The 11,814-nt window shown below is 37.3% G+C and carries 11 protein-coding genes and 1 tRNA gene; 5 read left to right on the top strand and 7 right to left on the bottom strand.

The window, feature by feature from the left end; genetic code table 11:
- Positions 1 to 16 precede the first annotated feature (16 nt).
- Positions 17 to 1,291, top strand: coding sequence for a UDP-N-acetylmuramoyl-tripeptide--D-alanyl-D-alanine ligase (gene murF, locus D1003_RS00055; protein ID WP_153935229.1), 1,275 nt, complete (start codon positions 17 to 19; stop codon positions 1,289 to 1,291).
- On the opposite strand, the gene D1003_RS00050 is transcribed toward murF, so the two are convergent.
- A complete protein-coding gene (locus D1003_RS00050; RefSeq protein WP_153935228.1) occupies positions 1,274 to 1,885 on the bottom strand; it encodes an NUDIX hydrolase in 612 nt (203 codons plus the stop codon). The genes murF and D1003_RS00050 overlap by 18 nt on opposite strands.
- A 34-nt stretch (positions 1,886 to 1,919) precedes the next feature.
- On the opposite strand from D1003_RS00050, the gene D1003_RS00045 reads away from it, so the two are divergent.
- The gene (locus D1003_RS00045; protein ID WP_153935227.1) at positions 1,920 to 2,309 is read left to right on the top strand and encodes an SRPBCC family protein; all 390 of its coding nucleotides are present in this window, start codon (positions 1,920 to 1,922) and stop codon (positions 2,307 to 2,309) included.
- A 388-nt stretch (positions 2,310 to 2,697) separates the two neighbouring features.
- Here the strand turns inward: D1003_RS00045 and D1003_RS00040 are convergent, their stop codons facing one another.
- The 5 genes from D1003_RS00040 to D1003_RS00020 all read right to left on the bottom strand — a co-directional run bounded on the left by D1003_RS00040 (position 2,698) and on the right by D1003_RS00020 (position 8,758).
- Complete coding sequence (locus D1003_RS00040) at positions 2,698 to 3,648, bottom strand: RHS repeat domain-containing protein (RefSeq protein ID WP_153935226.1); 951 nt, start codon at positions 3,646 to 3,648, stop codon at positions 2,698 to 2,700.
- 132 nt (positions 3,649 to 3,780) lie between these two features.
- A complete protein-coding gene (locus D1003_RS00035) occupies positions 3,781 to 4,527 on the bottom strand; it encodes a hypothetical protein (protein ID WP_153935225.1) in 747 nt (248 codons plus the stop codon).
- Between the two features lie 425 nt (positions 4,528 to 4,952).
- Positions 4,953 to 5,444, bottom strand: a complete 492-nt coding sequence (locus D1003_RS00030; RefSeq protein ID WP_153935224.1) for a hypothetical protein — start codon at positions 5,442 to 5,444, stop codon at positions 4,953 to 4,955.
- A gap of 139 nt (positions 5,445 to 5,583) precedes the next feature.
- Complete coding sequence (gene lysS, locus D1003_RS00025; protein WP_153935560.1) at positions 5,584 to 7,281, bottom strand: lysine--tRNA ligase; 1,698 nt, start codon at positions 7,279 to 7,281, stop codon at positions 5,584 to 5,586.
- 187 nt (positions 7,282 to 7,468) lie between these two features.
- The gene (locus D1003_RS00020) at positions 7,469 to 8,758 is read right to left on the bottom strand and encodes an adenylosuccinate synthase (RefSeq protein WP_153935223.1); all 1,290 of its coding nucleotides are present in this window, start codon (positions 8,756 to 8,758) and stop codon (positions 7,469 to 7,471) included.
- 121 nt (positions 8,759 to 8,879) lie between these two features.
- Here D1003_RS00020 and D1003_RS00015 point away from each other — a divergent pair, with 121 nt between their 5' ends.
- The 3 genes from D1003_RS00015 to D1003_RS00005 all read left to right on the top strand — a co-directional run bounded on the left by D1003_RS00015 (position 8,880) and on the right by D1003_RS00005 (position 9,825).
- Entirely contained in the window at positions 8,880 to 9,395 is a 516-nt protein-coding gene (locus tag D1003_RS00015) for a thioredoxin family protein (protein WP_153935222.1), read from the top strand.
- Between the two features lie 74 nt (positions 9,396 to 9,469).
- Complete coding sequence (locus tag D1003_RS00010; protein ID WP_052911041.1) at positions 9,470 to 9,694, top strand: DUF2007 domain-containing protein; 225 nt, start codon at positions 9,470 to 9,472, stop codon at positions 9,692 to 9,694.
- Positions 9,695 to 9,751: 57 nt separating this feature from the next.
- Positions 9,752 to 9,825: transfer RNA gene (locus tag D1003_RS00005), tRNA-Ala, on the top strand.
- A gap of 273 nt (positions 9,826 to 10,098) precedes the next feature.
- Here D1003_RS00005 and D1003_RS10990 read toward each other — a convergent pair.
- Positions 10,099 to 11,814, bottom strand: a 1,716-nt coding sequence (locus tag D1003_RS10990; protein ID WP_185148316.1) for a hypothetical protein, incomplete at its 5' end; no start/stop codon positions are given.

Genomic DNA, 11,814 nt, shown 5'->3' with positions numbered 1-11,814 from the left:
TTTTTATTTTTGGGCTATGAATATAGAACAATTTTATCCAATATATTTAAAAAGCAATAAAGTTTCCATTGATAGTAGAACTATTGCTGAAGGTGATTTATTTTTTGCTTTTTCTGGCGAGAATTTCAATGCAGCAACATTAGCAGAAGACGCTATTAACAAAGGAGCTTTAGCTGTAATAGTAGAACAAAAGGAGTACGAAAATATGAGTAAAAATATTTTTTATGTTCCTTCTACTTTAAAATTTTTACAAGAATTATCTACCTTTCATAGAAATACGCTTAACATTCCTATTATTGCTCTTACAGGAAGTAACGGAAAAACCACTTCTAAAGAACTCATAGCTGCGGTATTATCCAAGAAATACAATGTGCAATTTACTAAGGGCAATCTTAATAACCATATAGGTGTTCCTCTTACTTTACTTTCTATAAAACCAGAGCACGAAATCGCAGTGGTAGAAATGGGGGCTAATCATCAAAAAGAAATCGAACGTTTATGCCAAATAGCTCAGCCTGACTATGGTTATGTTACCAATTTTGGCAAAGCACATCTTGAAGGCTTTGGAGGCGTAGAAGGTGTTATCAAAGGAAAGTCAGAGTTGTATGATTATCTTAAAAAAGAAAGAAAGAAAATCTTGGTTAATGCCAACGACACCCTACAAATAGAAAAAACAAAAGACTACTCTAAAACCATTTGTTTTGGAACACCTCAATCTGATTATGATTTCCAGTTATTCTATGATAATCAAAGAGTAGGGCTTATTTTTGAAAGCGAAAAAATGATTTCGCAACTTACAGGAGCTTATAACTTTACCAACATATCAGCAGCTGTAACTCTAGGACTACATTTTGGTATTGACAAAAATCTCATTAAAGAAGCCATACAAGATTATACTCCTAACAATATGCGTTCTCAAATTATGCAAAAAGGAGATAAAACCTTGGTGCTAGACACTTACAATGCTAACCCTAGCAGTATGGTAGTTTCTTTAGAGAATTTTGCTTTGTTTAATGATAGTAAAACCGTAATCATTGGGGATATGTTAGAACTAGGCGATTCTTCTGAAGAAGAACATAAAGCTATTCTTCAAAAAGCGCAATCTCTCAATTTTGATAAAATCATTACCGTTGGGAAACATTTCTCTAGTGTGAATACACGAGGCACAGCATTTCTTAACACTCAACAGCTATCCGAATATCTTAAAAATCAACCTCTAACTACTAAAAACATTCTACTAAAAGGCTCAAGAGGTATTGCTTTAGAGAAAATATTAGACGATATTATTTAATCTAAAATAAAGATTGATTAGTAACTGTATATTCTTAAATGTTTGAGGATAAATACGCTCTTGGATTTCCTTATGGGACTTCCATTCTACTTTGTTAATGCCTTCTTCTATCTGTGGAGAAGGCACCTCGGAGCCGTTGTATTTCATCGTAAACCAATAGGTTTTCTTGAGTATTCTTTTCTTTTTTTCGGTATAAATGTGATAAGTTTCCTGTAAGAAATCTAGTAACTCTAAGTCTGTAATCCCTGTTTCTTCTTCCACCTCTCTTACAGCCGCTTCTTTTATACCTTCGCCTTTCTCTAGTTTACCTTTAGGCAAGTCCCACTTTCCCAGTCTATGTATAAATAAAATTTTGTCTTCTGTATTCGTTACCAAACCTCCTGCTGCTTCTACAATATGAAATGAAGATTTAAAACACTTCCACAACTCATCTACATTAGAGGCATAAATACACACCTCTCTTGCAGAAGTTTTTTCTAGTAGTTCTATCCCTTCTTTTATATTTTTCTCACCAACAAATATGATGTTATGCACCTTACTTTCGGGTTGATTACTGATGATTAATCTTTTTTCATTGATAAAAACTTTATACATTTGCGGAAGTTTAATAATTTAACAAAAATAAGAAATGAATTTAGAAGGAAGAAAAATTATCGTAAATAAATCAGTAAAACAGCTATCCGAAATGCTGAAACGCCCAGAAGATTATAAAGAACTGATGCCAGAGGGACTACAAAAGTTTGAAACCGTAGCTGATGGTTTTAAGTTCGGGCTTAAAGGTATGCCAGAAATCGCCCTTAAAATAGACGAAGTAAAGGAAGGCGAAAAAGTAGTATTAAAATCAGCTAGCTCTAGCTTAGATTTTGGTCTTACAGGAATGATGAACGCTATTAACGAAAACCAAACAGAAGTTCAGCTTTTATTTGAAGGAAAATTTAATCCTTTTATTAAAATGATGGTGGAGAAACCACTTCAAAACTTTATCAATAACTTAACGGATAAGATAGAGCAGCTATAATTATCAATACCAAAAGACTATAAAAGGGGAAGCTAGGCTTCCCTTTTTTGGTAGTATCTACTTAATGTGTAAATTTAAAATTTTTCAGAAGTAATAGAGTGGAGTGGCTCAAAAAAAGATATTGCAATGGACACGAAAACAAGAAAAAGTGCTACGCTTCTTTATCTGATGATTATTCTGAGTCATCAATAAAAACATTTATTTAGCTATATGATAAATCATCTTCCTTTTTTGTATCACTTCCTTTTCATCTATCGCCTTGTAAGGCTATCCTCGTATTATTTTCACTTTTCCTTTCAAATTCATCTTTTCCCAATCGGTTTGCTTTTCCTGTCTGTGACAAAGCCAGCAGGGACAGTGTGAATAAAAATAGGCTTTTCATTGGATTTTAGTTTTGATGGTATTCGATTTCCCGTTCGATGAGGGTTTGTATCGTAGGCTCATCGTTTCCATATTCTGACTTTTTAACCCAGTTCCCTTGCTTATCGTACTCGTACTGATAAATTCTACACTGTTTATCTCCGCCTGAACCGTCAATTTTACACTCTTCTGTCAGATTACCATGGTCATCATACTGATAGGTCATTCTATAATATAAACGATCTTCTGAGTAATGAAAGTTCTTTTCTATTAAATGCCCTTTATGGTCATACTTAAAAGTTTCCTTATAACTTAGACTGCCGTTCCCGGCATAGCCTTTTTCTTCTATTTTGTTTCCTTTTTCGTCGTATTGATAAGTCCAACTATGTGCTATACCGTATGCATAATATTCCTTTACCTCTATTTCATTGCCTTTGCTGTCGTATTGATAAGTGCACCTTTTGTATAACTTATTGTGTGAGTCATACTCTTTCTCTTCCATTAGTTTTCCTTTTTCATCATATTGATAAATGTACTTACTAACAAAATCCCCCCATGCGTTATAATGATTCTCCTCTATCCGATGGACTTTATCGTCGTATTCACAAATGGTTTTCCAATCTAAATTTCCCCCTTCATCATAACTATTCTTCTCTATCAGGCGGCCCTTATCGTCATATTTATAAGTAGCCTTGTTGCTTTTTTCCGAGTTGTATATTATCATCTCTGTTTGACGGCCTTCCTCATCGTATTGGTAAGTCCTCTTCATGTTTAAACTGCCGTCCGAATTATACTCATTATCTTCCGTTAAGTGGCCTTTATGGTCATACTGATAAGTGTACCGGCGAGACAAACCACCGTCCAAGTTATAGTCATTTTGTTCTATTCGGCGGCCTTGTTCATCAAACAGATGCTCTTCTATACCACCGAACGGATTCTTTTCTATCGCCTCATTCTGTTTTTTAGCGTTGTAAGCCATTTCTTTTACCCGTTTTACTGTTGCGTTCAGCCCTAATTCCTGTACATCGGTTTTCTTTTGTTGTTCCTGTCCGTTGCAAAGCGACAAAGCCAGCAGGGACAGCGTGAATAAAAATAGACTTTTCATTGGATTTTAATTTTGATAATATTGGATTTCCCGTTCAGTGATTTGTATAGGTTTATTGTCTTCATACTCTGTCTTTTTAATCCAGTTCCCTTGCTTATCGTATTGGTATTGATAAGCCTGTTTACTTTCTAAACGTCCGTATGAATTATAGGTTTTCACCTCTATTTCGTTTCCTTTCTCATCATATCTATAAACTTTCTTATTGTATAGGCTACCGTCCGGCACATAAGTATTCACTTCTATCCGGTTGCCTTGGGCATCGTATTGGTAGTTTTTTTGGCCATATAAATCCCCTAAGTGAAAGATAATGGCTTCTATTAGATTATTTTGCGTATCGTATTTAAACCTTTCTTCCCATACCCAAATACCATCTATATATTTATTTACTTCTGTTTTGTTACTTTGTTCATCATATTTATACGTAAAGAAATAATCATCAGGAGTAGCACACGCCTCTATTCGTTTTCTCACAGAATCGTACTTATAAGTCCATTTTAAAGAGCTATTATCTAATCTATACCAAATTTCTTCCACTTTATGACCTTGTTCGTGAAAACGATATTCTAAATGGTCTTTTAGATTTCCCTTTTGCAGGGTTCCGTTTTCTTCCACGACATCGTAAGTGATTTCGCTTAGATATTTTACCTTTTCTTTTAAATTAAATTCTTTCCAATTGGTTCTATTTTGCTGTTCCTGTCCGTTGCAAAGCGAAAAAACCAGCAGGGACAGCGTGAATAAAAATAGGCTTTTCATCTTCTATCCGATTTAAAACTTCCGACGATAAAGATACCAAAAAACAAACTCCGGAACCTTATTTTCCCCTTCCGAAGCTCTTTTTAATCCTCCAGCGGAGAGTTTTAAGGCTTAGGGATAGCCTTTTAAAGGTTCCAAAGACCTTTTTGAAGCTCCGGAAGACCTTTTTGATACGGTTTTTGACCTTCGGGGTAGTATTTTAGACCTTTGAGGAGCTATTTTGAACCTCCGAGGTTATATTTTGGACCTCGGAGGTCATATTTTTTTTCAAAAAGGGCTTCCGACACACCTCTGAGGTCATATTTTGGGTTGTTTTCAGGATATTTTCCTGTTTTAAGATGATAATGCAGGATATTCGTATAAAAAAAACACCTTAACGCTTGTGTAAAGGTTCGTTAAGGTGCTTTTTTGGGGTAAGATTGGGATTATTCACCCTCTTTAGGGGGCTCTACTGTCGTGTTTCTGTTCCGGCGTTTGAAGAATTGTTTTAATTCCTTATGCTTATCCTCGAAGCCCACCGCTTTAGACCCCACACGGAACGAGGTGTAAGCGTAATCCGCCAAAGCGTCCTGATAGTTATCGTAATCGTGAAGCGTCTTGGCATTGTTGGCACGGGTAGAAAGGCTGTTGAGCCGGTTGATGATGCCTTCCAAAAAGTTCCGGCTCTTAAAATCTTTGGCAAACTCGTCCCAATCCACATCCTGCGAACGCAAGGCTGGTTCGGACAGGGCGTATTCATTCACTTTCCCCACAAAGAGTTTGTTTTGCTCATTCACCCGCCCATAGCGGTTTCTCTCCTCCGGTGTTAGGTTCACTTGAAGACTTGCCATCGCCGTTTCCAAAGCCGTTAGCGCCTGTTTTATGGCTTCCATTTGTGGCTCTGTCAGATGCGTGTTGTTTAAATCCGTAATGCTCATACCATTAAAATTTAAGGGGTTAGCCCTCCGAAGATACAAAAAAAATCTGTTTAAAGCTTTTTTAAACAGATTTTTTTAACAAAGCGTCATTACACACCTCTCAAAGACAAAACCACAGTTTCGCCTTGTGCAACGGCAGTTAGAGTTTTTTCATCCACAGTTCATCATTGATTTTTTCCACCTTAATGCATTGGTTTTTGGAAAGGTTTTTGGTGGCCTTATCCCATTTTTTACCGGAAAGTCCGGATTGGTCTTTCACGGTTGCCAAAGGCACTTCATCGTGATATTGGCTAAGAATGGAAAGTATTTTCTGCTCGTCCTCGGTCAGCTCTACTTTAGGCTGAGTCTTTTCTGGTCTCATTTGAGGGAAGAATAAAACCTCCTGAATAGAAGCATTATTCGTCAAGAACATCACCAACCTGTCCATACCGATACCCAAACCAGCCGTAGGCGGCATACCGTATTCTAAGGCTCTTAGGAAATCTTGGTCGATAAACATCGCCTCGTCATCGCCCTTTTCTGAAAGTTTAAGCTGCTCCTCAAAGCGTTCTCTTTGGTCGATAGGGTCGTTAAGCTCAGAGTAAGCATTCGCAATTTCTTTTCCGCAAACCATCAACTCAAATCTTTCGGTTAAGCCCTCTTTGCTTCGGTGTTTTTTGGTTAGCGGCGACATTTCGATAGGGTAATCGGTAATGAAAGTCGGCTGAATGAAATTACCTTCACACTTCTCTCCGAAAATTTCATCAATGAGCTTACCTTTCCCCATCGTATCATCTACCTCTATACCGATAGACTTAGCAAAGGTTCTAAGTTCCTCTTCGGTTTTTCCTGTAATATCAAACCCTGTAAATTTCTGAATGGCTTCCGTCATAGAAATTCTTGGGTAAGGAGCTTTCCAATTGATGGTATGTTCGCCAAATTGAGATTCTGGCTTCCCATTCACCGCAGTAGCACAATGCTCCAACAGTCTTTCGGTAAAATCCATCATCCAGTTGTAATCCTTGTACGCCACATAAATCTCCATGGCTGTAAACTCAGGGTTGTGAGTTCGGTCCATACCTTCATTACGGAAGTTTTTAGAGAATTCATACACGCCATCAAAGCCTCCAACAATCAGTCTTTTCAAATAAAGCTCATTGGCAATCCTCATATAGAGTGGAATGTCCAAAGCATTATGATGTGTAATGAATGGTCTTGCTGAAGCTCCCCCCGGAATCGCTTGTAAAATAGGCGTTTCTACCTCAAAGTACCCCGCCTCATTAAAGAACCCCCGCATTGCGTTGAACAATTTGGTTCTCTTTACAAAAATTTCCTTAACCTGCGGATTTACCGTAAGGTCTACATAACGCTGACGGTAACGCAATTCAGGGTCGTTAAAGGCATCGTGTACCACGCCGTTTTCGTCGATTTTAGCTTGAGGCAAAGGACGAAGCGTTTTGGTTAAAAGGGTAAAGTTTTTAACCATCACCGTCATTTCGCCCACTTGAGTTTTGAACAATTCGCCTTCCACGCCTATAATATCGCCAATATCAAGCAAATGTTTATAGACTTCGTTATAAAGCGTTTTGTCTTCGTCAGGACAAATTTCATCTCTATTAAAATACACTTGGATTCTGCCTTCACTATCCTGTAATTCGGCAAAAGAGGCTTTCCCTTGGATTCTTCTGGACATGAGGCGTCCCGCGATTTTAACCTTGCTTCCTTCTTGAAAATTTTCTTTTATAGATTGTGTAGTATGTGTAATAGCATATTCGTCTGCCGGAAAGGCATTTATGCCCATTTGAGAAAGTTTTTCTAACTTTTCTCTACGGATAATTTCTTGTTCTGATAAATGCATCATTTTATTCTAAATTACGAGGCTACAAAGTTAATAATTTAATATAGAGACACCAAAAACCAAAGATTGATATCATAAAAAAACTCAAGGCTTTAATTATGATATACCTTGAGTTTTCAGTTTAAATATAGTAGTGGAAAGCTACTTATTATTTTTTATCTACTGTTAATTTTTTATAGTGTCCCCATTAAAACAACTCTTTTCTTATAATATTTTGAGTTCTTTCTGGTCCTACAGATACCAAATAAACATTGATACCTAAATATTTCTCTATAAATTCTATGTATTTCTGAGCATTTACTGGCAACTCATCATAAGAACGAGCTTTGGTAATATCTTCCGTCCAACCTTCTAGGGTTTCATATATAGGCTCATAATCATAAAGTTTGGTAGTAGAGGAAGTAAAATAGTCTATAATTTTTCCGTCTTCTGTTTTGTATTTAGTTGCTACTTTTATTTCTCCAATATTAGTGAGTACATCTAGTTTTGTAATAACTAAATTATTGATACCGTTAATCATACAAGCGTGCTTTAATGAAACCAAATCTAGCCAACCTGTTCTTCTAGGTCTTCCTGTGGTTGCACCAAACTCGTGACCAATCTGTCTAATTTTTTCACCTAAATCATTATCTAACTCGGTAGGGAAAGGACCATTACCTACTCTTGTGGTATAAGCCTTAGCCACACCTATCAAATTTTTGAGAGCCGTAGGTGGCACTCCTGCCCCAGTACACACCCCTCCCGTGGACGGAGATGATGAAGTAACATAAGGATAAGTACCGAAATCTATATCCAACATTAGGGCTTGAGCTCCTTCAAACAAGATGTTTTTCCCTTCTTTAATAGCCTCGTTAATTTCTAGTTCTGTGTCTACAATTCTGTCTTTTAGCTGTTCTCCGATGGTTAAAAATTCATTATAAATGGTATCAAAATCTAAAGTTGGTTTATTAAAATATTTTTCAAATAATGAATTTTTAACTTTAAGATTTACTTTGATTTTTTCTGCTAAAACTTCTGGATTTAGCAGGTCAATCATTCTTATTCCTACTCTTGCAATCTTATCTTCGTAGCACGGTCCTATACCTTTTTTGGTAGTTCCGATTTGTTTCTCTCCTACCAATTCTTCTTCCCTGTAAGTGTCTAAAAGAATATGATAAGGCATAATAACATGAGCTCTCCTACTGATAAAGATGTGGTCTGTACTAAGTCCTTTAGCTTCTATTTGTTTTATTTCGGAAATAAATGCTTTAGGATCTACCACTACACCATTAGCTATAACACATTTACCTTTACATTGTAATACTCCAGAGGGCAAAAGATGAAGAACAAACTTGTCTTCGCCCACATATACAGTATGCCCAGCATTGTTCCCACCTTGGAAACGCACCACATAATCTGATTTCGCAGAGAGTACATCTGTAATTTTACCTTTGCCTTCGTCTCCGTATTGGAGTCCTACTACCACATAAGTTGACATATTTTTACTTTTTTATTAGAATGTTACAAAAATAATTTAAAAAAATGGGATATCAAAAGGCTTTTTAGTTTTGTTTTGATAGGTAAAATCTGTATTATTGTAACTTAATTTATCACAGTCAATGAAAAAAATACTTCTAATAGCAGGAATGATGTTTGGGACCTTGGTTTATTCACAAGAAGTTCCTAAAGTTTTAAAAACTAAATTTAATACTACAGCTTTGTCCCAAAAAATACAAACAATCAACGGGACACAAATCACAATAAAAGATTTGTTATCTAAACACAAAGGGAAAATACTAGTACTAGATATGTGGGCAAGTTGGTGTAGAGATTGCATTAACGCCTTACCTGCCGCTAGAACACTAGAAAATAATAATCCAAATGTAGATTTTGTTTTTCTATCTCTGGATAGAAGCGAAGAGGCTTGGAAAAAAGGATTAGACAAACACGAGCTAGCTAATAAAGAAAATTATTGGTTCTTTTCTGGTTGGAAAAATGATTTTAATAACTATATAGATTTGAATTGGATTCCTCGTTATATTGTTATAAATCAGAAGTCTGATATTGCTAAATATTATGCTATTACGCCTAATGACCCAGATATTCAGAAAACAATAGATGAGCTTTCAAAATAAAATATTTCTTTAAAAGTTTGTTATATTAAAATAAAATTAGTACATTCGGACTTGTTAACAAAAAAATAACAATTATGGAGGTAGTAACTAGAGTTTCCGTATTTGAAGGAGACACCACACAGGAAGTGCAACTAATTAAATCAAAACTGGAGGAGGCTGGTATTTCAGCAGAAGTAGAGAATAGTTATCTTTCATTTTTGTCTACGCCTACAGCTACAACTATGAAGGTTAAAGTAGAATTGAAAGATGAAAAAAAAGCTCTAGAGATTATAGATGAGTATCTAAAAACTCAAGAATAAAAAACAAGATTTTGTTTTTGTGATGAAATATGTATATCTTCGCAGAAACAATTTTTAGGGGAATTGGCGCAGTTGGCTAGCGCGTTTGACTGGCAGTCAAAAGGTCACGGGTTCGAATCCCGTATTCTCCACTTCTAAATTTTTATAAAAAATCTACTCTATTAGAGTAGATTTTTTTGTATAAACAAAAAAAAATCCCACTATAAAATTTATAGTGGGATTTTGATATTTTAGGCTTTTGCCATTGATTCATAAAGATTTTTATTCAGAAATCAATTCCAAGTAACTTTACAATAATCACTGCAAAAACCATTTATGTCTTTATCTCTTAGCTTATCCATTGTATTGAGATAAGTTAGTTTTCCATAATAATTGCTCCTCTACTGCAAAATAACTCATTTTATTTAATCTTGAATACAGCGCACAGTATAGGCTTCAGCTTGTTGTTGAGTGAATTGAGGATATATTGATGTATCATAGTGCATCATATCCCATGCCTCTCCAGGTGAACAGCAAGCTTCACTACTCCAATAGTATCCTGCGTCAGTAACACCTACACTACCGCTACCATAAAGATTTGTTCCTCCTGCTGGGATTTTTAAAGGATCGGAAGAAAAACTCCCTCTATTTTGTTTATAACTCGAAAAATCAGATGTTTTTGGCACATGATACCCGATAGGGCAAGGATTATTAGCCCCGTCTACTCCCCATAAATTCAAATTGTTTGTTGAATTATAAACTGATGATGCAACCCATGACAAGCTATTTGAAATAGATTTATTATGCCCTGCAATCCAGTTGGGGTCATACACAACGGTATCTGTAGAAGGATATTTCATAGTTCCACCACTGCCATTTCTACTTACTAATTCGTGCCCATCTGGTTTTCTTTGCCACTGAAATAAAGAACCATAAGCCTTGTAATCATTAAAACTTGTGGCTTGTTGCAAAGGGTTAAAGTCAGGAGAACCTACACGAGCATACTCCGCCCCAAGATTGTTGTTGAGCCAAGTCTTACCATCGGGACCTGTAACGGGGACATAGATAAACTCGTGTTCTTTAACATTTGCCCCGTAACCCACACACTCCAAAGTGGTCTTACCAAAACAACGGTCAGGAATCCCACCGATGGCTTTTACCCCAAACGGTGTACTGGAGATATTCCCATTAAAGGTGATGGTGTAAGCCGATGCCCCCAAAATCAGATTGTACTGCTGACCGTCAGGACCATAAGTTTTCGCTTTGAAAGGGCTGCCCGACACATTTCGCAACTTCGCCGTAATCGTTCCACTTGCCCCTGCCAAAGTCCCTGCAGGATAGTACAACTTGAAGTTCTGGGTGCCTCCCGCATCGTTCTGAAGCGGCAAAATCTGCTCGTAAGCCAAATAACTGCCGTTGGTCGGGTTGGCATTGGTGTAAGGGATTTTCACCTCAAACTCGTAACCGTCTGGAATACCAGTGGCTGGCGAATGGTACTTTTGACCATTGTAGTTTAAAGCCACAATCAACTGGTCTTTTACCGGTCCCAAAGTCGCCGTAGCTGCACTGATGTTAAAATTAGTAGTTAGGGTCGCAAACGGTGCCGAACTAAAGGTCGCCGTGGCAGTACCGGGAGCTGTTGGTGTCCCCGTTACTGGATATGTCAGCGTAAGCGACTGGTTAGCGGGGAGGGTTACGCTGCTGTTGCTACTCCCATTGATGCCCAAACCGTTGGAAATGCTGAGGGCATTGCTCAAATCCAAGTTATTGAGGGCATAATTGTTATTGTTCTGAAGCGTTACCTTTACTGTACGGCTGCCGTTGCTGCCTACGCCTACCACATAAGTCCCATTAACGGTTAAATTGCTGGAAGTCGCATTGGCAAACTGCTCAAACACCTGATTGGCGGTTTGCGTACCACTCACTGGACTGGCAGTAAAGCTCGCCTTTAATGTCCCTATCGAAGGCGAAGACCCCGCCAACTGGTACTGCAAGGTTTTTGTCGTATTTCCCGCAATGCTTACCGAAGAATGCTGGTTAGGGACGACACTAATGCCCGAAAGCTGGCTTAGGCTGATGGCATTAGACAGGTTGAGACCACTTGCCGTTGCCCCACCCGTATTCTCAATTTCAACGGTGAT

This window comes from Riemerella anatipestifer (genome assembly GCF_009663465.1).
GTDB lineage: Bacteria > Bacteroidota > Bacteroidia > Flavobacteriales > Weeksellaceae > Riemerella > Riemerella anatipestifer_C.
Note: the sequence above shows the minus strand (reverse complement) of the source record. Positions and strands in the feature narration are given on the sequence as shown.